The following is a 19,830-nucleotide window of genomic DNA, read 5'->3' as shown; positions in this document are numbered from 1 at the left end:
ATCACATAATAAATCTCTGATTATTGACAATAATGCACTAACTCGATGCCAGTGATTAGGATCTGAATGATTTCAGATCCTAATCACTGCTGCCCCAGTAAACCGCCCATGACGTAGATCTGCTAGTGCCTGATTCACTTCAGTTAATGGGTAAGTACGAACCTCCGTTTTAACGGGGATTTTCGGGGCTAATGATAAAAACTCTTCGCCGTCATTTCTAGTGAGGTTCGCGACAGAACAAAGAGTCCGCTCTCCCCAAAGGATACTATAAGGAAAACTAGGGATGTCACTCATATGGATTCCAGCACAGACTACGATCCCACCTTTGATTGTGCTGCGAAGTGCAAGAGGAACAAGAGCTCCTACGGGAGCAAAAATGATTGCGGCATCCAATAGATGTGGGGCGGGCTTGTCTGAATCGCCAGCCCAGGTTGCGCCTAATTTATAAGCAAATTCCTGTGCATGTGTGTCTCCAGGGCTAGTAAAAGCATATATTTTTTGATCTTGTTTTTGTGCCACTTGAATAAGAATATGTGCTGCTGCGCCAAAACCATATAACCCCAAATGTTTAGCATTGTTTGTTTTCAATAAAGCGCGATATCCAATTAATCCAGCACAGAAAAGAGGTGCGGCTTGAGCATCAGAATAACCCTCAGGTATAGGAAAACAAAATTGGTGGTTAGCCACACAATATTCCGCAAATCCGCCATCAATTTGATAACCAGTAAAATGAGCCTCATCACAAAGGTTTTCACGCCCTGATAAACAAAATGAGCATTTCTGACAACTTCCACCTAACCAGGGAACTCCAATTCGCTGTCCAATTACAAAATTAGTGACTGAAGCGCCAATTTTTTCAATGACGCCAACAATTTGATGACCTGGAATAAGAGGTAGTTTGGGATTTTTTAATTCTCCATCTACAACGTGCAGATCCGTTCGACAAATACCACAAGTACGCACTTTAATGAGGACTTCATTCTCTTTGGGGGCAGGTTTTCTTACTTCTTTGTATAATAAATTTTCTCCTGATTTTTCCATAACCATAGCATGCATCATAATCATCTCTTCCTTAAATCATTTTGAATGATAAATAAAATAATATTGATTAAACTGTAGACTAAATAATGGAAATTATTTGACTTGACAAATTACTTTTGTGTATCAAACTGTACTTGGTGTATTTTCAAATTTTATTAATGGATCAAAGGTACATTAGACGGAGCAATAATATGAATACGCTATTAAAATGGAAAAAAGGAATTGAACACTCCCATAATCCTTTTTTGAGCCTTCAAGAAGAAGTTGATAAGGCATTTCAGAATTTTTATGATATGTTTTCGTCAAGTAAGGATTTGTCACAATTTGAGGGTCTGAATCTTATGCCATCAATGGATGTTGTTGAGGATAAGGATCATTTTACCATTCAAATGGAAATGCCTGGAATCGATGGAAAAGACATTAGTGTGTCTTTTAGCGGTAATATACTTACTATTACAGGTGAAAAATCAACTTCTAAAAAAAATGAGAATAAAAAATATATTTCTCGAGAAATTGGTTTTGGTAAATATGAACGTTCGCTCTCATTACCTTCAACAGTAGATATTGATAAGGCTAAAGCTACTTTTAAGAAGGGAATGCTTTGGATTGCTCTACCTAAAAAAGCAGAAGCTAAAGGTAACTCTCGAGATATAAAAATCGAGCATATAAAATAAACCTATAATCGTACCTCAAAATCAATATGAGGCACGATTGCGGGATATGGCTTTAGGAGCTCATGTTCCATTTATCTTAACAGCCGAGACAGTGATGAATTATCTCGTAAAGCATCATGTGTTATGGCCTTTAGCATACACACGAAGAAAAAATAATGAAAATTACAACTTGGCGAAGTTATTCTGGTAGTTCTTGCAGGTTTGTGGATTATTAAGATGAATAATAAAATAAATAATATTTTTAAGCATACATTGATGTGATTTATTTGGAGCGTTATGTATGGTTCAGTGGCTTTTAAGATTGCTTTTTGTGATATCAGGATCAATTGCAAGTTGGTTTATTGGCCGGGAGGAGCTGAAATTTCCTGTCGTTCAAATGGTAATTGCGGTTATTTTGTTTACCCTTATTCTTAGTGCAATTGCTTTTTGGCCTGAGTTAAAAAGTTGGTTTAAACGAACCCGCAAATGACTAACCTGGTATTCCCATGAATATTATTAGCAAAAACCTCAACAGATAACATATTGATTTTATTTGATTAACTTTAAAAATAAGGAAGTTTTGCGTTGTATTTGAGGAAGCGATTTAATATTATCTGAGCAAGAATCACTCCCATATTTCTTATAACAATCGAGTATTTATCTTAAACCTCACTGGGTTTTAGGGCTTTGAGATGGTTCATCAGTAATCTCTTCTACCCTAGATTCTCTTTTTGTCACATTCGACAAGGATTGGATGGTTTTAACCATATGCTCCATGAGAGCCTCTTTATCATTAATTGGGATACTACTTGGAACATGTGAAAATATATGTGTCTCATCAATATCAAACATGTCGTTGAGCAAATCCAATAAGCCCGATTGCGCTATATATTTTGCTTCATGCATGGTAATCACTCTGGCATCAGGCGGAATAAGTTCCATCTCACGATTTCTTTGATTCACTAATTCAAATTCTTCTTCTAGAAAATTATCATTTTCAGTAAAGCCAACTTTAACTGAACAAACTCTAGGCTTGAATTCTGGATTTTCAATGCATGTTTCATGTACGGGAGTTTTTATGCTTATCCAATGTAACATTTTTCCAGGAACAGTTAATATATGAGCTGCCCTTATATCATGCATCCCTAATCCAACATATATTTTGCCAAGTTTATTAATCATAGTGATCTCTGAGTTTCCAAGTGTTGTTTCCACGACACCATCTGTTCCCATGAAAGCGACGGCGTCGTTTAGACCTTTGTCCCTTTCTTGACGTTTTTGATAACGTTGATACAGCTCAGGATGAGTTGCTAGTATTTCTTTGGAATTGATAAAGAATGGCGGTAGATTAGTTTCCAATATTGCTCCTGAGGTAGGTATTACGGTGCCTGTGCTCGCATATCTAACGCCAAGTGCTAATGATGGAGTAAAAGAAATAAATTTAGAGTTATTATTAATGACAACATGCTCCGCAATATTATAATGGTGTTGCTTTTTAAGACCAGCTGGGCATATGAATTCTTTATGGGATAGTATGTGCCTTAGTTCCTTCATGCTCATACCCCTGTAAATATACCGCCCCTTACTTCCACTCTCTATGGATGCCGCAATTTTTGGAAATTGATCTTCTTTAACAGTTAACATCTTTTCAATAGACTTAAAAGTTTTAGATATGTTTGGTATTTTGATAACTGAAGAAGGAGCTCCACCCTCGAATGCATTCACGAGCGCTAATGTTTTTTTTTGCAAACTGTGAATGTCTTACTACATTTTGACCAAGGGCAAAAAAGGGTATTGATAATTTTTTGTATGCCATGATGAAAACTCCTATCATTGAAGTTCAGATTGGATTCAATATGTATAAATTATATCGCTCGAGTTTGGTTTTTGCATAAATCCAAAAACTAGTGATGAGGTCAATGTGTAAAATGATGAAAAAAAGATGTAATGGGAATCACTGAAAGAGATAAAAATTATAACACTTAATGCAAAACCTGAATGAAATATTAGTAAGCACAGATGAAAATTGTTATAAATTACGAAAAATAAATAGGAGGAGCAAATGAAACACCATTCAAAGGGATTTTTAGCATTGGTAACAGAGGCTAAAAAAAGTATTAGAGAAATAACACCTCAAAAATTGAAAGAAAAAATTGACCGTCATGAACCCATGCAGCTTGTTGATGTACGTGAGCATAATGAATGGGAAACGGGTTGTATCTCAACGGCAATCCATCTAAGCAAGGGGGTCATTGAGCGAGATATTGAAAAAAGGATTCCCGATTTGAATACCCAAGTGATTGTATATTGTAGTGGCGGTTTTCGGAGTGCACTGGCTGCAGACAATTTGCAAAAAATGGGCTACACCAATGTTTCCTCATTGGAAACCGGTTTACAAGGCTGGCTTGATGGAGGGTATTTTTTGCACAAATAAACAAGTTTTGGACACTTTGATTCAACATGAAACCGAGTAAATCCTAACCCCTCTCATGAGAGAGGTCTATTTTTCTTGAAAATATTTCCTCTAATGAGCAGGAATATGTTTAAAATTGATGGTATAAGTATTATTCCAATGCCAATTGTTTCTCTGACTCGTGGTAATAACCACAGATTTTACTTTTTTTGTCTCTAATTTATTATTTTTCTTATAAAGCAATGAGAATTCACCAGTATTTTCAATAAGAGGTGAAAGGAGAAAAGCTGATTTTGCCATATTTGCAACAAGACGATAGTGTTTTGTAGCGCCATTTCCTAGTTTCAAAGTGATTTGCAATTGTTGTGGTTTAAAGAGAATGGCTGTCAAAGTGCCCAATACTGTTGGTTTTAATTCAATTTCTGCAAACAGCAACTGTTTTTCTGGTATATCAACTTGCTCACCAAGAACATGGGACTCTCTTTTTAACAAAGTGAGGTTTGTGTGATGAGGATGTGTCTTTTTACGGAGAAATAAAAAATTATTAGTTGAATGAGTGGGCAGATAAGTAGTTAGTAACAAGGGCCAGCTTGCACCATCCTCCATTGAAGGTATTCGTTGATCAATGGGTTCAATCTTAAAAATGATATTATCGGGTTTATGTTTTCCTTGAAGGTGTTCTTTATTGTCTTCAGCTAAACCTCGATTGAAAACCGAGTAGCTCTGAAAGATTGGACGCGGTGACCAAATATTTTGTGAAGATATTAAGTAGGTTTGATTGTATGAGTAAATATCAGTAGTTCCCTGTAAAATGGGGAATCCGGCTTGCTCGCGTAAGAAGTGCATCGTGAAAGTAAAATTCTTTTCGAGCCAGTAAGGATCTTGTATTCTGCTTTTTAAACCATGCCATGCAGTGGAATAAGTAGAAGTGAAGTTATCGCGAATTGATATGTGAGTATACTGACTATTAATATAATACCAGCTGTTTAATGATACTAAAATAAGTAAATAACTGATCCATGAATTGAAAATAAAGAGTAAAAACAGCGCTGCGAGCAAGAGAGATGTTCCTGGTATAAATGCATGCCCCAAATGACGCGTAAAACCCGTTTTAAAAGAAACAAATAAAAAAACAAAATACATGCTCAGTAAGAATATTTTTGTACTTCGTGGTATTTGTTTATGCCATGTAATGGCTAAGAAAATTAATAAACAAGTAAGTAAATAGAAAATGATCTCGTTTATATTTCCATCGGAAGACATGGCTTCAGTAAATCCTGATGCGATAAAGAGGGAGCTTGTGAGATACTTAGGTAAAGAGGATAAAGGTTGTCCTGCTGCAAGCCAAAATATAACGATTGAAACTGAGGGAGCGACCAGGAAAATCAAAGCCAGTTTTTTTTTATTGTGAGCAAGAAAAAAAGTAAAGCAAATAATAAGCATAAGAAGGCAAATAATTAGCATTGAGCCCTTGATTAATGCCATTAAGCCAAATGGAGCAAATAGAAAAAAGGTAAAAACCAGAAGATGAGGATTTTCAATTTTATTCTTTAAAAGGAGGATCTTAAAGCTGACCAATCCTGCAAGTAAGGGGTAAGAAAAAAATAGAGAATCTCGAGCATATATCATACCTAAAAAAGGCACGCAATAAATTAGAGTCCAGTACCATCGACTTGATTTCATTAAAAAAAGGAGATAAATCCAGTAGGATAGAGCTAAGTAAAGACATCCGGTAATCATCAAAAAATCAGTCGCTGGGTGATAGGTTTTTGTATAAAGAGATGAATAAGGGCCTAGAGTAAATATTATCTCTTTGCCAAAAGCTAACCCTTGAGCAACTGCTTGATTTAAACCCAGTGCCCATGAAGGGTCAATCCCCGGAGCTGGCATTTTGGGTGAGAAGGGAACAAAAGTACATATGATAATAATCAACAGGATTAGCTTACTTAAAACATCAAATAATTTATTTGTTGTTTCAATGAGTATTCCTTGTGTATTTTTCAATGTAGACATCCATCGTTCCAATTTTTTAAACGTAGTTTAGCTGCTCTCAATCTTCTACACAATTCACCAAAAAGCCATTTTCACCCAACCTGAACTGAAATCTGACTTTTCTCTAAGATTCTTAACTTGTAACTAACAGACAGATATTTAAAAGAGGAAGGATGCTCCTAAAGAAACCGTATTGGAGATATCTGGAGAAGTACTTGTATCTTCAATGGTTTTAAATGCACCGTAATCATGTTCATTTTCATATTCAACAAATAAATTGATACCGGGTATAAAACGATAATAGGGTCTTACAGTATAACGCATTTGATTCAAGCCACTACCAATTTGAGCGTTGACCAACGTTTTGGTTGCTAAAATGCTGCGGATACCCGTCCTGATCAAGAAATTATTGGTAATTTGGGTATCTCGCGATAGTTCAATATCAAATTTAACGCTGCCGCCATAAAAATAAGTTCTTATATCCGTGTCAATGAAAAATGGCATTAGCCCTTCCAGACCAAGACCAGCTTGCCAATAAGGTCGTGTGGCAGGTTGATTAAAATAGTTCACTCCTCCTTTAACTGCCCAAAATTGACTGATTAAATGCCAGTAAAATATATCAATATCAGCATTTTTAACTGTACTTTTATAAATTTCAGCGTCATTGATAAATAATTGCAATTTATTATAGTCAGGACCATACATGCCCTTGTAAGTAAGCTGTTGTGCATTATGCAAAGGATCGGCGCCTACATCCACAAGAGTTGCAAACCAAAAGTCTCCACCATGAGCCATGGGATGCTTTACTAAATGCAAATTAATCGGTCTGATTGCTTCATCGATACGTATAATCGGGCGATTATAATAATCAGTATTTTTCTCAATGTCTGCCGGTTTGGCTTTATGTTCAGCGATTTCAACTATGGTTGTGTATTGAAAGACTCGGTTCATACCAGTCATCATATGATAAAGCATATGGCAATGGAAAAACCATTGACCGCTTGCATCGGTATCTACATCAGCAGTTACTGTACCACCCGGTGGGATATCAAGCGTATGTTTCAAAGGATCAAAGGCATCCTTTCCGGTACGTAAAATAAACCAATGACCATGAATATGCATTGGGTGATGCATCATGGATGTATTCGTAAATACAAAACGATAGCGTTTACCAGGTTTTAAGGGAATTGGTTTAGCCTTATAACCAGGAACTCCATTAATAAACCAAATAAATTGTCCCATGTAACCAAATAATTCCAAATTAATTACTCCTTCTATTGGTTTGTTAGGATCATTGGTTGGAACAGCGGCAGTTAAATCACGATAATTTGTTTCCAGTGAGGTCATATAGGATGCATCAGAAGGAGATATCGTATCTTTAAATCGAGTGGGCTCAGTGGGCATTTTCATGTTCATGGAATGATCCATATGCATGTTATGATTCATTTTCATATTCTTGGAATGATCTATCCGCATATTATGGTCCATTTTCATGGAGTGCATTTGTTTCATTGAAGACTTTGATTTGTTTTTTTTTGGTTTATTCATGGGTAAGGTGCCATGATACATGCCACCCATCATAATGTTCATCATTTCTCTGGTGACAGGAATGGGCTCTGGGAACGGTTTTACTTGGCTGTAGTCAACGATTTGATTTGGTGCTGTTTTTAAAGCACCATATACAGTTCCTACCGTATCTTTTGAGCCTGTATAAATAATATAAGGTTCATTTTTTTCTATTTTTACTAATACATCATAAGTCTCAGCAGGTGAAATGGTTAATTCTTTAAGGCAATAGGGTTTTACATCGTTTCCATCAGCTTCTACTACCTTCATCATCGATCCAGGTATTTTAACTCGGAAAATCGTACTACTTCCTGCATCAATAAATCGCAAGCGAACAACATCACCCACTTTAACTGGTGCGGTCCAAGGAGTCGTGTTGGGATGGCCATTCATTAAAAAAGCGTCGAAAGCAACATCACTTATATCATAAATGCTCATACGCATTTGTTGCATGCTTTTATAATCATCAAGAAGGCTTTGTCGTTCTTTTTTAGATGCCTTTTGATAATCATAAATAAATTTTATTAGTGATGGTTGTAGTGGAAAGCGAGGAGCATAAAAATCCCCGTCTTTTTTAAGATTAGATAAAACTTGCTCAGGTTTGGTATTAATCCAATCTGATAAAACAATCACATAATCTTTAGTGTAAGCATAAGAAGATGGTTTCTTGGGATCAATCAAAAAAGCGCCATACAAACCTTGTTGCTCTTGTAAGCCGGCGTGGGCATGGTACCAATAAGTACCGGATTGCTTTAAAGTAAATTGATAGTGAAAAACACCACCCGGAGGAATTTCAGTTTGAGAGACTCCTTCCACACCATCCATTTGCCATGGAACCAATACACCATGCCAATGTAGGGCTGTTCCTTTATCGAGATGGTTGTAAACATTAATCGTTACTTTATCGCCTTCTTTAAAATGTAGGGTAGGCGCAGGAATTTGATTATTTACAGCAATCGCTTTAGCTGGCCTATTAGCGAAGTAGACTGTTTTATAAGCAATTTCTAAATTGATGACTTTATGTGCTGCAAACACAGAAAACGAGTGTAAAAGTGAAATGAGGAACAATAGAGTAATAAGATGATGTTTTTTAATCTGTAACTCATGAATACTTTTTATCATTTCGTTTTCCCTTAATATCGTACTAATCTCCTGCTCTTAAACCAGTCCTAAAGTTTATAGATTTGTACAATAGCATTTGTACAATAAGGAAAACAGAGAAAAGTTAGCGGTTTTTTAAAACGAATATTGTTTTAGGCGTACAGCAGTCTTTATTGCCAAAACGAAATTGCATAATTACTAGCATCTTTCAATATTACAATGATTTTATGATACCGGAAGAATGATCTGCCCTAATAAACCCAACATGGGATTCACTTTCAAGGTTATGTGTTTTTTTAATAGCAGCTACTTCAGTTACTGCATCATTTGTAGCAATTTCTACCTCCTTTGGAGATAATTGCAAATGTTGTTGTAATCTCACTAAGGCTTGTGAAAAACTAATTATTTGTCCATTACTTGCTTCGAATAATGTTTTGCCTTGGTACGCGTTATTAAGCATAGGAGCAGAGTAGGGCTCTAATTTTTTTGCAACATTCATTGCTTGAAATGATTGGAGACGTAAATTCAGACCAACCAAGTTGGTTTGATTTTGATATTTAAGTAATTCTTGATAAACATTTGCTAATAATAAATGACCGGCTGATAAATAGTAACTTGCAGCGATTTTGGCATAAAAAACGATCTTTTCTACAATTTTTTCATCAAATTTATGCTCTAATAAAGCAAATCCACCTTGGCATAAAGCGTTCAAAGCAAAAAAGCATCCATATACACCTGAAACTGCCAAATATTCTTCTGCATCTTTATAATATTCTTCTGTGTGTTCCATATCCTTAAAAGTTTTCCTGAAAACCTCATAAAGATAGAGTCCTTTTAGTAAATCAAAGCACGAGGGCGTAGTGATCATGGGTTGATATTCATGCACTGACTCTTGATTTAATGCCGCAGCTTCTTTGGGATTAATACCACAAAGACGCCAAATGTTTTCCCAATAAGCTTCTAATTCAGGTGATTTACATACCTTATCGATTTCTGGGTTCACCATCGCGAGCCTGAATAACAATTCCGGATCTAAGTTTTTAATTAGTCTATTCAGATAATCAGAGTCAAATCGGTTTTTTAAGCTCAAAATCTTAAACTGCTGGATTTTTTCTTGAGCAGTTAACTCAAGAAACTTAACTAATTTCATGCTCGATTCCAAGTTGAGTTACTAATATTTTTTTCCATAAGAGAGTTCTTATACTTTTATCACGCAAACAATTGTACACTGTGTTCTTGATTTTCCATAGTATTTATAAGTCTTATATCTTCCACAGAGGATGAAACAAAGACATTCGCATCATCCGTTTTTCTTTGTGGACCAAGCCAGGATAAGAGTGGTTGCTTGGGTTTAGATAAAGGAAGAGCAGGTTCACTAGTAGTTTTTAATGCGAGGTGCCCATGTCCTTTGATCTCCATGATTTGATCCAGCTTATGTTTCTTCAAAAGATCTAAAATTAATAAGTATGATGCACCGCAGGTACTTGATTTTCTTGCTTGCAATAAGTCTTTTACAAATTGCTCGGCTATTGATTTTTCAACTCCTGCGTTTTCTAGGTATTTGATAATCAAGTACTGATTGTCTATATTCGCATTGATGCTGATTGGATTTTGACCACTCCAAAAATTATAACACTTGATTTGCGCTCTGGATGGAGGCATTGATCCAGGACCTACATCACCCCCGATATTCTCTGACCGGAGCCATTTCCATGTCGCATCCATATATTCTTTTTCCCGAACCGCCATTGCTGCTGCTCCAAAGAAAATTACTTTTTTATCTGCAGAGCATACATTAAGGAGCATGTCATTTTTATCGTAAACAAGCGACAGATCACCCTCTACTTCTTTGCAAATACTTCTCATAAGACTGTCATCTTGTCCAACAGAATAAATTAATTGGTCACATTCGATGTCAAATTTTTTTGTAGTCTTTCCTGAATCTTCCGTTTTAAAAGATAATAATAATTTCCCACTGATTTGGGGTTCAATTTTGATTATCTCAGCCTGTATTAACTCGTTACGTGTTTTTGCCGTAGTTAATGCTGTAGTAGCGAGTTTACCAGTACCTGCTTTTTCAAATTGCCTTGCTATCCAGACAACAGAGTTTTTTTGGTTTTTTTTATCGAATTCCATCGTTTCAGTGTGCACATCATGACCAAAAAAACCCTTTCTATAGCATGCAGCAGCTGTTCCGCCACCCCCATAGATCACAACTTTTCTTGGTTCCTTATTGAGTTCCTCTGTATCCGTTAAAATAAATTGATTACCATCTACTATAGGCGGAAACCCTTTTGTTGGATCAACGCGGCTTAAGGACTCAAATTGATGACGAGGGATTAATGATCCTGAAATGATGTTTCGTGCAGGACCAAGGCCTGTGCAAATATTCAGTTCATTAGTATAGATACTTTTTATTCCCTCAGGTGTTTTCACAATTAAGCGATATTCTTGTTTTAGATCTTTCCAATCTCCTAAATGATTACTTCTTTTTTCAATCCTCACTACGGACGCACGTAATAATGGTGCTTCGGTAAAACCGAGATTCACTTGATTTGCCTGATAGACATGTCGACCATTAGCATGAGGATTTTTTAAGTAATAATCTGTAGATAAATAAATAGATGGATTTTCTTTGGCTGTTGTTTGCTCAAGGATACTATGAGGTTGCGCCAATGTGTAATCATGTTTCCAATTGCCTGCATCAGAGCCAATCATTAAAACAGAAGGAAGTTGTTTTTTTTCTAATTGCTCTTGAGTTGCTCCATGGTACTTTTTGAATTTCTCAAGCCAAAGGGTAGTCCCAGTATCACCTGACCCAATGATTATTTGTGGAACTACAGCAAAGTCTTTATCTTTCAATACGCGTAAAATACTTTTATTGATTTGCTTTTCTTTCTCTAGAGCTATTTCAAGTCGATCATAACCCTTTGTCACTTTTGACAAATCATCTTCAGGAAAAGGAGGAGTTGATTCAACTTTATCTTCTTTCTTTAAAGCAGCAGCCAGTGCAACTCTATGCTCTTCTTTTAGATTAATTTTATAAGCATACACATTATTGTAGGCTTTAATTGCTTTTTTGAGTATTTCAAAACACTCTTCAGTAGTATAATTTTCTTTAAATATTTGTTGGTTTTTACGGATTTGTTCAATAATTTGGTAAAAATTAATTCTGAGGTCTTGAGTCGTGCGAATTGATTGATGATTTAATACTGTACAAATGTAATTTATTTCATTTTGACGTATATCTTGGGGAATAACAGTTTTGCCCATTACTTACCTCTATATAAAGGTTTTAAACTGAACATAATGGGTATATATTGTATCACTAAAATATTAAGAGATTATTAATTGAGTATTTAGGATGATTATTTTGAATTGACTCAAATTACCTGTTGCCGAAGAAGTATCTAGCTAAGCATGCAAATTCCTTGGGCGCAATGAACGATTGTTTTAATGTTTCAATCATAAGAGTGGTTTTTATAAATGTCACGAACAGAACGCTTATTGGACTTAATTCAGCTATTAAGACGTCATCGTTTTCCAGTAAGGGGAGTATCACTTGCGCAAGAGTTAGGGATAAGTCTTCGTACTTTGTATCGAGATATTTCGATGCTGAAAGGACAGGGCGCTCCAATTGAAGGAGAAGCAGGGATGGGTTATGTGTTACGCCCAGGATTTACTCTTCCTCCGCTCATGTTTACTGCTGATGAAATTGAAGCTATTGTTCTTGGCTCACGTTGGGTTGCGGATCGGACGGACACGCAACTTCAATTTGCAGCGCAAAATGCCCTGGCTAAAATTGCAGCTGTGCTTCCAAATGAGTTACGTGAACAATTAGAAATTTCTGGGCTTCTCATTGCTCCTGGACATATCGCTGAAAGCAAAGATTCTGATTTAATTTTGATTAGAAAAGCGATACGATTGGAGAAGAAACTTCAGTTGACCTATCAAGATGTGAATGAAAACTTTTCACAACGTGTAATTTGGCCATTGGCACTGGGATTTTTTGACCAGGTCCGTATTCTTATTGCATGGTGCGAGCTAAGGAAGGATTTTCGACACTTCCGAACTGATCGTATTATTGAATTAAATCTCACAGAAACAAATTATCCTGAGCGTCGCCAAACTCTTTTAAAGAAATGGAAGACGCTGACTATAAACAAGTCCGCTTAAGTGGAGGCCTATTGTAGCCTCAGGAGCCATAAATTTAGAACCATAGGGTGCTCAATAATGGTCAAAGGAGCTGGCTTATTAAATATTCGATTGTAAACGTGTTATTTCAGTGATCCCACTCCAATCCTTGTTTTCCATATGATGAGCTAAGGCGATAATAAATTTATCTTTGATGATGTTGGCTATCCCAGGAACAACTCCTGTCTGTGCAAAAGCCTGTTGAAATAAATTTAAGTCTTTCAATCCTCCTTTCATATCAAAATTCACATCATTAAAGTCACGCTCTTTAATTTTATCGACATAAAGTTGAAATGCGGGATGAGCAAATACAGAATGAAATAAGGTATTAAGAATAGATGTATCAACCTCACTTTTTTCAGCAAATGCATAGAGCTCCCCCATCGCTTCTATTGCCGTGACAAGAAAATAATTCATGCATATTTTAATGACATTCGCCTGATAAGGTTGCGAACCTACTGAAATTACTTTGATGGAGTATGCAGCAAATACTGCTTTACATTGTTCAATTATTTCTTTCTGACCTGCAACAAGTGTAGTGAGCTCGCCTCGTGCAGCCACTTTAGGGACACCTAAAACATTTGCAGCAAGGTAGATACTGCCTTGCTTTTTATGCAAATCACTTAATTTTTTTGATGTTTCAGGCAATATAGTTGATGTGCCCACGTGAATAGCCTTGGAATGTAGCATAGGAATAAAACTTTTAGCGGTTTCTAGAACTGCATGATCATCAAGAAGACAAGTAATAATAATTTTTGCATCTTTTACAGCCTCTTCAATGGTTTCTGCTCCTTTCGCACCTGCTTTTACCAAGGGTATCATTTTTTCGGCTGTACGATTAAATACAGTTAAATTAAAATCGGCGGCTAATAATCGTTGAGCTAAAACTGAACCCATTTTGCCTAGACCAATTAACGTAACATTCATAATTACCCCTTGTTTTTACTAATATTAGTCGCTAGAAGGTTAGTACTAATTGATTTATTCCTTAAAGAATACTATAAAACTATTCTTATAATCATACATTTAACGACAAATATCATGCTTGAAGCATTTAAACATAACCTGAATCACGTTAGCGTTCCATCTTTTATATATGGTACTGCCTGGAAAAAAGAGAAAACCCAAACGTTAACTCTTCAGGCATTGGAAAATGGATTTATCGGAATTGATACTGCAAATCAACTGAAACATTACTTTGAAGAGGGTGTTGGGCAGGGGATCCAGCAATTCTTAAAAAATACTGGGAAAAGTCGTGGTGATTTATTTTTGCAAACAAAATTTACTCCTGCTCATAGTCAAGATCACAACAAACCTTACGATGAAACAGATTCTTATAAAAATCAGGTGAGAGAATCGTTTTTAAGTTCCTTAGATCACTTACAAACAGATTATATTGATTCTTATATTCTTCATGGACCCACTTATTATTCTGGACTTGTACAAGATGATTTAGATATTTGGAACGCTATGGAAGATTTGTATTATGAAGGGAAAATCAAGTTGCTTGGTGTTTCCAATGTGGATCTGGAACAACTGGAAACTCTTTATAATGCGGCTGTTATCAAACCTACACTGGTGCAAAATCGATGCTTTGCAAACAGTCAATGGGACTCCTCAATTCGATTATTTTGTAAAAAGCACGACATGCTTTATCAGGGATTTTCTTTATTGACAGCAAATCAATCTTATTTACTCACTAATCAAATGCATGAGCTTGCTAAGCACTATAAGAAATCGATACCACAAATTATTTTTCGATTTGCCTTGCAAATTGGGATAGTGCCTCTGACGGGTACAAGCAATCAGCAGCATATGAAAGAAGATTTAGAGTTGGACTCATTTGAGCTTTCATCGGAGACAGTAAAACTCATTGAAGAAATTAGCATACGCTGATTTCTTTCTACTGACAAAAACTGTCACTCAGCTGGATTAGACTTGTATTTTTTATGAGTTGACACAGAACTATGAGACAAATTACACCAGAACTTATTAAAGTTGAAGCATTTAACGTAGTGGGATTGAGGGAAAGAACCTCAAATATCAATGAATTTAATCCTCAAACAGCAAAATTACCTGCGCTTTGGGACAGATTGCATACTTCACAAATAGTCACTCAAAAGCTTAATTCGCTGATTTATGGGGTTTATTCTGATTATGAATCAGATGATAAAGGTCTTTATACGGTGACTGCCGGGCTAGAGGTTAATGATTCGAAAACAATAAGTTATGGTTATAGTGTCAGTATAAAAAAAGGGAATTATCTTATGTTTAAAAATACAGGTCCAATGCCCAAATCAATCATCGAGACCTGGCAAACAATTTGGCATTTTTTTGATACACAATCTAATATCTCCAGAACATATGAGACAGATTTTGAAGTGTATATAGGGCAAGAACAATGTGCTGTTTATATTGGTGTCAATATGTCTTAACAATAAAATTTTATTGTTTTTATTTTGCAATTGTGATAAATCATTTTTGTTTTAAAAATTATCGGAGTAATTATGATTGTTGCAGTATTTTCTTTAGGGCAATTTATTTCTTCAAAGCTGGATGTATTAAAGTCAGGGTTTCAGGATTGGTTTAAAACACAGAAAAAAGAAGATGTTACAGGCGAGATTGTTTGGAAGTGGATGGCTGATAATTTGGCACCTTTAAGAGTAGGAGAAATAACACTCAAGCAATTTTGTGATAAATTCAATGAACATTTTCAAGTGAGTATGACATTTAGTGAGTTTAGTAAGATTTTTAATTCTATGTGTACTTTGGATAAAGCATCCTTAGAGCGAGTAGCTAAGTTTAAAGAATTATTAGATGATCAGGTTGAGGATATAAAATTTGTGCTGGTATCGCACACAAATTATTCTCATTTATATTACATCTTGTCGCAGCTTCAAAAGTTAATTCCAGAAACTGCGATTATTAGTGATGATAAGTGGTCTGAGAGTGAAAAAATTTTATTTGCTCCATCAATGTCTTCAAAATGTACAGAACATCTCGATACACTTAAGTATGCATTGAAAAAACTTGCAATAGGTGAAGAAGATCATGTTATTTCCTTTTTAAATACGATCAAGGTATATGACCATCCTCATTTCCTCTATATTGATCCAGGTAAAGATTTGGAAAAAGTTGCTGAGGTTTTAGAAATTCAAGAATCAAAAAAAACTGTTGTTTATGGTGTATAAATAACTTTGGGTGCAGAGAAATCAAAATCAGTTAAGAAAAGTATCTCTGCTCCAGCCTTACTTCACGAAAGGATAAAAAAATGTTACTTCATGTTTGTTATAAAACATGTTGGTAAGAAAAGAGTTAGGTATTTTTTGAAATCGCTTTAGTGTAGACAACTCAATTTTACCTTGTAATTTTATAGTAAAAATCATTTGTTTTGCCTTTCCAGACTCTATCCATTTCATAATGAGTGTGAAAGCACGCTCAGGATAGCATGCTACATCAGATAAAACCCAATCATAGCTTTGTTCCAATTGAGTCGGATCTAGAGCAAAAGCACTTTTTTGTAAGAACTTAACGCGCGGTAATTGCTCAATTTTAGGATCTAATAACGCTTTATCCACAGCAGTTACTAATGCTCCTAATGAGTGCATGACATAAGTCCATCCTCCTGGTGAAGCACCTAAATCCAGTGCCTTATCACCTGGTTTGGGATATTTCCCCAAAAGAGTAAGTGCTTCCCAAAGTTTTAAGTAGGCTCTATTGGGCGGATTTATTTTATCTTCAATAAAATAGCATTTTCCTTGAGGCCATTTTTTTTGACGTTTCACGCTATAAATCAATGTATTATTATCGAGCAGACTAAAAGTACCTATTGATGGAATTTCAGACTCAAGAGGAAAATGACATAGGAGGGAAGGAAGCTTACGCAATTGCTCTTCGATTAATCGTGAACGTCTTATATGAGAAATAGGATGTAAGTACCAGAATTTCCCTGCTTGGCGTAAAATTTTTATTGCTTCCGAGATGGATCGAAATGTTACTATTTGGGGATCCAACCAAATATCTTGTGCAAAACAGACATCCAGATTTTTATGAGAAGAAAAAAGTAAATCCTCTGTAGCATAGGAAACATTATCCAATTCCTCAGAAAGAAGTGAAAGAAACTCTGGCTTGATGACATAGACAGCTGCAATTTCTTTTTCCATAAATTCAATTTAAAACTTAGTTTAAAAATGTAAGTATTTTACCATTATGAGCTTGTAAGAAACGAGTCCCATGCAGATAAAAAATACTGAATGAAGAGTAAGAATAATATGAAAAACTCAAATATTATTTAAAATTTAGATAAGATGAACTGAAAATTTATAAGATATGATACTGATGAAAAAGACTATATGTCTTTTTCATCAAACGTTATTTATTCTACATACACAGTACTGGCTGCTGGACCATCATTACTTTTTGCTTCAACAAAAGAAACTCTTTTTCCAACCTCTAATTTATTAAAATCATAATCGATGACACTCTTACTGGTAAAACGAAGTCTTCTACCGTCAATGGTTTCAATAAAACCATAATCAGCAATAGGGGCGATTTCGCGAATAAATCCCTCAGGAGGTTGTTCGTGATGTTTTACTTCACCCCGTTGTTTATGAACGTATTTTTTAAGTTTTCGTGTCATAGCAAGAAATTTATCTCTTATTGCAACATAAACGTCTTCATGAGCATGATTTTCTGCAAGATCTCGATTTACTACCAACTCAGCATTGGGAACCATAAGATCAATTCGTACATGGAAAATTTTTCCTTTATTATGATGCCGATGTGTTTCAATGCTTACATTACAATTTATAATTCCATCAAAATACTTCCCTAGTTTTTCAGCATGTTTGCGTGCATTATCCTCAATAGCTTGAGAGTGTCTTAGATTATTAAATACTATTTGTATAGGAAAATGTGCTGAATTGTTCATTGTTTGCTCCTTATATCATATACATCAATATCGTTTTAAAGCTATGTTCTTTGTCTTGCTTCTTTTTTTTGTTGAAGCTTAACTACATCAACTACGTTGACCATTGTTTCAGCCAGAATTTCAATAAAATCATCTAGAGTAATTATGCCTATGAGAGCCTTGTCATTATCAACAACTGGCAAGCGACGAATTTTTTTTGAATGCATCATTTCAAGTGCATCAAAAAGACTGTCATTTTCAAAAATATAGGTAAAAGGTTCTGTGAGAATATCTCGGACTAATAATGAGTCAGGTTTAACTCCTGCTGCCATGACTTCAATAACCAAATCACGATCGGTAATAATACCTATAGGTACCTTTTTGTTTTCTTGTTCCTCAAGTAAAATCAAGTCGCCAACATGATAAGCGCGCATGAGTTCTGCTGCATTTTTTACTGATTCATTACCATTGATAACAACTACATTCCGGTTACAGTATTCGCCAACTCTCATAAAGGTCTCCCAAAATAATAGTTGTATTAGTTTTTGCTAAACAGAAAAGCACTTCATATTCACTACGTCGAACTACGAGTTGACCGCAGGGAAAACGAAAAGTTAAATAATTTATTATCTGTTTTTTTAGTATAGTATATAAAAACCGAACCCGGGTTGATTCAATCGAACTAGTCTTTACTTAGGCTGATATAGAGGAGATATGCGGTTGATTTTTGAGAAATTTATAATGAAACAAGTAAAGATTAGCCACTAAAAATAATAGCGTCAAAGCTAAAGAAAAAAATAAATTACTTCTTAATAGAATAAGAATTAATAAGGCTAGAGTAGAGCGTATCAACTCAAGAGTTAAGATTTTTTGTTTGCCATTAGCGGTCGATCCAAGTATATAAAGAGTAAATAAAATAAACGCTCCAGTGAGCCAGGAGCTTAGTGAGTTCAATGTAAATGTAAACGATAAAAAGGCATATAAGGCGATTGAAAGTGCTATATTTACTAGCATATATAATTTGGGAGATGTGATGTTTTTAGGGTTAACAACTCTTTTTGAGAGTTTTTGATTCTCTTGTAAATGATGAATTATCCATTCTGGGGGCATAAAAAAAGCCCGGATGATATCCAGCTTATTTTTTAGCCCTTTTCCATAATACAATATATCTTTGATGACTTTAATATTGGCATAATAGGGATTCCATGAATCTAAAGGCTCGGTTACTCCGTATTCAGCAGGGGCTGTTTCTGGTTCGAAAGTTCCAAAAAATTTATCCCAAATAATTAAACTTCCTGCATAGTTTTTATCGATGTATTGAGGATTTTTGCCATGATGAACTCTATGATGAGAAGGGGTATTAAATAGTATTTCAAACCATCCCATTTTGTTAATCGATTGGGTATGGATCCAAAATTGATAAATTGTATTTAAAGAGGACACTATGACAAACATCCAAGTAGGAAAACCAATTAAGGCTAGGGGTAAATAAAAAATCCAGGATGTTAAGGTTTGCCAATAGCCCTGTCTTAATGCGACAGATAAATTATATGACTCACTTTGATGGTGGACGGAGTGTCCTATCCAAAAGAAATTGCAACGATGGCTTGCTCGATGATACCAATAATAGCAAAAATCAATACTTAGCCAAAGCATAAACCAAGAAATAAGATGATGCGGATTAATATCAAAAAAAGAAAAGCGTTCATATAAATAATAATAACTGAAAATTATTAGGCCTCTTACAGGCAGTGTGGCAATTTCTTCGAAGATGCCAGTACTAAGATTATTAATGGAATCATTGAGTTGGTACACATTTGATTTTTTATAATATGCAATTACCCATTCAACTCCTATTAAAATTAAAAACATTGGAGCAGCAAATACTGTTATATTAATATCCATATCCAATCCTTTCGCTCGAGTGTGAACCAAGTTAGCGTAATTTTTATATTTTCTTC

Annotated in this window: 18 protein-coding genes; 7 read left to right on the top strand and 11 right to left on the bottom strand. The window is 35.3% G+C overall.

What is annotated here, in order from left to right; all coding sequences use genetic code 11:
- Positions 1-72: 72 nt before the first annotated feature.
- Positions 73-1,056, bottom strand: coding sequence for a zinc-dependent alcohol dehydrogenase family protein (locus tag Ltuc_RS05870; RefSeq protein WP_058521622.1), 984 nt, complete (start codon positions 1,054-1,056; stop codon positions 73-75).
- A 176-nt stretch (positions 1,057-1,232) separates the two neighbouring features.
- Between Ltuc_RS05870 and Ltuc_RS05865 the strand changes: the two genes are divergently transcribed.
- A complete protein-coding gene (locus Ltuc_RS05865) occupies positions 1,233-1,715 on the top strand; it encodes an Hsp20/alpha crystallin family protein (protein ID WP_058520366.1) in 483 nt (160 codons plus the stop codon).
- Between the two features lie 280 nt (positions 1,716-1,995).
- Positions 1,996-2,184, top strand: coding sequence for a hypothetical protein (locus Ltuc_RS05860; protein ID WP_058520365.1), 189 nt, complete (start codon positions 1,996-1,998; stop codon positions 2,182-2,184).
- 179 nt (positions 2,185-2,363) lie between these two features.
- Here Ltuc_RS05860 and Ltuc_RS05855 read toward each other — a convergent pair whose 3' ends face one another.
- A complete protein-coding gene (locus Ltuc_RS05855) occupies positions 2,364-3,443 on the bottom strand; it encodes a hypothetical protein (RefSeq protein ID WP_058520364.1) in 1,080 nt (359 codons plus the stop codon).
- Between the two features lie 313 nt (positions 3,444-3,756).
- On the opposite strand from Ltuc_RS05855, the gene Ltuc_RS05850 reads away from it, so the two are divergent.
- On the top strand, positions 3,757-4,128 hold the full coding sequence (locus Ltuc_RS05850) for a rhodanese-like domain-containing protein (protein WP_058520363.1): 372 nt from the start codon (positions 3,757-3,759) through the stop codon (positions 4,126-4,128).
- Between the two features lie 90 nt (positions 4,129-4,218).
- Here the strand turns inward: Ltuc_RS05850 and Ltuc_RS05845 are convergent, their stop codons facing one another.
- The 4 genes from Ltuc_RS05845 to Ltuc_RS05830 all read right to left on the bottom strand — a co-directional run bounded on the left by Ltuc_RS05845 (position 4,219) and on the right by Ltuc_RS05830 (position 12,039).
- The gene (locus Ltuc_RS05845; protein WP_058520362.1) at positions 4,219-6,120 is read right to left on the bottom strand and encodes a hypothetical protein; all 1,902 of its coding nucleotides are present in this window, start codon (positions 6,118-6,120) and stop codon (positions 4,219-4,221) included.
- A 138-nt stretch (positions 6,121-6,258) separates the two neighbouring features.
- Positions 6,259-8,787: a multicopper oxidase domain-containing protein gene (locus Ltuc_RS05840; RefSeq protein WP_058520361.1), complete on the bottom strand. Its 2,529-nt coding sequence runs from the start codon at positions 8,785-8,787 to the stop codon at positions 6,259-6,261.
- Between the two features lie 193 nt (positions 8,788-8,980).
- Positions 8,981-9,916, bottom strand: a complete 936-nt coding sequence (locus Ltuc_RS05835; protein ID WP_058520360.1) for a DUF5630 domain-containing protein — start codon at positions 9,914-9,916, stop codon at positions 8,981-8,983.
- Between the two features lie 59 nt (positions 9,917-9,975).
- On the bottom strand, positions 9,976-12,039 hold the full coding sequence (locus Ltuc_RS05830; RefSeq protein ID WP_058520359.1) for a hypothetical protein: 2,064 nt from the start codon (positions 12,037-12,039) through the stop codon (positions 9,976-9,978).
- A gap of 213 nt (positions 12,040-12,252) precedes the next feature.
- Between Ltuc_RS05830 and Ltuc_RS05825 the strand changes: the two genes are divergently transcribed.
- A complete protein-coding gene (locus Ltuc_RS05825) occupies positions 12,253-12,942 on the top strand; it encodes a helix-turn-helix transcriptional regulator (RefSeq protein WP_058520358.1) in 690 nt (229 codons plus the stop codon).
- Between the two features lie 78 nt (positions 12,943-13,020).
- On the opposite strand, the gene Ltuc_RS05820 is transcribed toward Ltuc_RS05825, so the two are convergent.
- Complete coding sequence (locus Ltuc_RS05820; protein WP_058520357.1) at positions 13,021-13,887, bottom strand: NAD(P)-dependent oxidoreductase; 867 nt, start codon at positions 13,885-13,887, stop codon at positions 13,021-13,023.
- A 114-nt stretch (positions 13,888-14,001) separates the two neighbouring features.
- On the opposite strand from Ltuc_RS05820, the gene Ltuc_RS05815 reads away from it, so the two are divergent.
- From Ltuc_RS05815 to Ltuc_RS05805, 3 genes are all read left to right on the top strand, one after another.
- On the top strand, positions 14,002-14,856 hold the full coding sequence (locus tag Ltuc_RS05815; protein WP_058520356.1) for an aldo/keto reductase family protein: 855 nt from the start codon (positions 14,002-14,004) through the stop codon (positions 14,854-14,856).
- 71 nt (positions 14,857-14,927) lie between these two features.
- Positions 14,928-15,395, top strand: coding sequence for a GyrI-like domain-containing protein (locus Ltuc_RS05810; RefSeq protein WP_058520355.1), 468 nt, complete (start codon positions 14,928-14,930; stop codon positions 15,393-15,395).
- Positions 15,396-15,467: 72 nt separating this feature from the next.
- Complete coding sequence (locus Ltuc_RS05805) at positions 15,468-16,151, top strand: hypothetical protein (RefSeq protein WP_058520354.1); 684 nt, start codon at positions 15,468-15,470, stop codon at positions 16,149-16,151.
- 57 nt (positions 16,152-16,208) lie between these two features.
- Here the strand turns inward: Ltuc_RS05805 and Ltuc_RS05800 are convergent, their stop codons facing one another.
- The 4 genes from Ltuc_RS05800 to Ltuc_RS05785 all read right to left on the bottom strand — a co-directional run bounded on the left by Ltuc_RS05800 (position 16,209) and on the right by Ltuc_RS05785 (position 19,774).
- The gene (locus tag Ltuc_RS05800) at positions 16,209-17,123 is read right to left on the bottom strand and encodes an SAM-dependent methyltransferase (RefSeq protein WP_058520353.1); all 915 of its coding nucleotides are present in this window, start codon (positions 17,121-17,123) and stop codon (positions 16,209-16,211) included.
- A 212-nt stretch (positions 17,124-17,335) separates the two neighbouring features.
- A complete protein-coding gene (locus Ltuc_RS05795; protein WP_058520352.1) occupies positions 17,336-17,890 on the bottom strand; it encodes an HPF/RaiA family ribosome-associated protein in 555 nt (184 codons plus the stop codon).
- Positions 17,891-17,931: 41 nt separating this feature from the next.
- Positions 17,932-18,381 (bottom strand): CBS domain-containing protein, encoded by a 450-nt coding sequence (locus Ltuc_RS05790; protein WP_058520351.1) that lies wholly within the window; start codon positions 18,379-18,381, stop codon positions 17,932-17,934.
- 181 nt (positions 18,382-18,562) lie between these two features.
- The gene (locus Ltuc_RS05785; protein WP_058520350.1) at positions 18,563-19,774 is read right to left on the bottom strand and encodes a sterol desaturase family protein; all 1,212 of its coding nucleotides are present in this window, start codon (positions 19,772-19,774) and stop codon (positions 18,563-18,565) included.
- Between the last annotated feature and the right edge of the window lie 56 nt (positions 19,775-19,830).

This window comes from Legionella tucsonensis (assembly GCF_001468035.1).
Taxonomy (GTDB): domain Bacteria; phylum Pseudomonadota; class Gammaproteobacteria; order Legionellales; family Legionellaceae; genus Legionella; species Legionella tucsonensis.
This window is presented reverse-complemented; position numbering and strand designations above follow the sequence as displayed.

Excerpts from the sequence above, each read along its gene's own strand:
- Ltuc_RS05870 (WP_058521622.1), bottom strand. The coding sequence starts at position 1,056 with ATGCATGCTATGGTTATGGAAAAATCAGGAGAAAATTTATTATACAAA.
- Ltuc_RS05865 (WP_058520366.1), top strand. The coding sequence starts at position 1,233 with ATGAATACGCTATTAAAATGGAAAAAAGGAATTGAACACTCCCATAAT.
- Ltuc_RS05860 (WP_058520365.1), top strand. The coding sequence starts at position 1,996 with ATGGTTCAGTGGCTTTTAAGATTGCTTTTTGTGATATCAGGATCAATT.
- Ltuc_RS05850 (WP_058520363.1), top strand. The coding sequence starts at position 3,757 with ATGAAACACCATTCAAAGGGATTTTTAGCATTGGTAACAGAGGCTAAA.
- Ltuc_RS05845 (WP_058520362.1), bottom strand. The coding sequence starts at position 6,120 with ATGTCTACATTGAAAAATACACAAGGAATACTCATTGAAACAACAAAT.
- Ltuc_RS05840 (WP_058520361.1), bottom strand. The coding sequence starts at position 8,787 with ATGATAAAAAGTATTCATGAGTTACAGATTAAAAAACATCATCTTATT.
- Ltuc_RS05835 (WP_058520360.1), bottom strand. The coding sequence starts at position 9,916 with ATGAAATTAGTTAAGTTTCTTGAGTTAACTGCTCAAGAAAAAATCCAG.
- Ltuc_RS05830 (WP_058520359.1), bottom strand. The coding sequence starts at position 12,039 with ATGGGCAAAACTGTTATTCCCCAAGATATACGTCAAAATGAAATAAAT.
- Ltuc_RS05825 (WP_058520358.1), top strand. The coding sequence starts at position 12,253 with ATGTCACGAACAGAACGCTTATTGGACTTAATTCAGCTATTAAGACGT.
- Ltuc_RS05820 (WP_058520357.1), bottom strand. The coding sequence starts at position 13,887 with ATGAATGTTACGTTAATTGGTCTAGGCAAAATGGGTTCAGTTTTAGCT.
- Ltuc_RS05815 (WP_058520356.1), top strand. The coding sequence starts at position 14,002 with ATGCTTGAAGCATTTAAACATAACCTGAATCACGTTAGCGTTCCATCT.
- Ltuc_RS05810 (WP_058520355.1), top strand. The coding sequence starts at position 14,928 with ATGAGACAAATTACACCAGAACTTATTAAAGTTGAAGCATTTAACGTA.
- Ltuc_RS05805 (WP_058520354.1), top strand. The coding sequence starts at position 15,468 with ATGATTGTTGCAGTATTTTCTTTAGGGCAATTTATTTCTTCAAAGCTG.
- Ltuc_RS05800 (WP_058520353.1), bottom strand. The coding sequence starts at position 17,123 with ATGGAAAAAGAAATTGCAGCTGTCTATGTCATCAAGCCAGAGTTTCTT.
- Ltuc_RS05795 (WP_058520352.1), bottom strand. The coding sequence starts at position 17,890 with ATGAACAATTCAGCACATTTTCCTATACAAATAGTATTTAATAATCTA.
- Ltuc_RS05790 (WP_058520351.1), bottom strand. The coding sequence starts at position 18,381 with ATGAGAGTTGGCGAATACTGTAACCGGAATGTAGTTGTTATCAATGGT.
- Ltuc_RS05785 (WP_058520350.1), bottom strand. The coding sequence starts at position 19,774 with ATGGATATTAATATAACAGTATTTGCTGCTCCAATGTTTTTAATTTTA.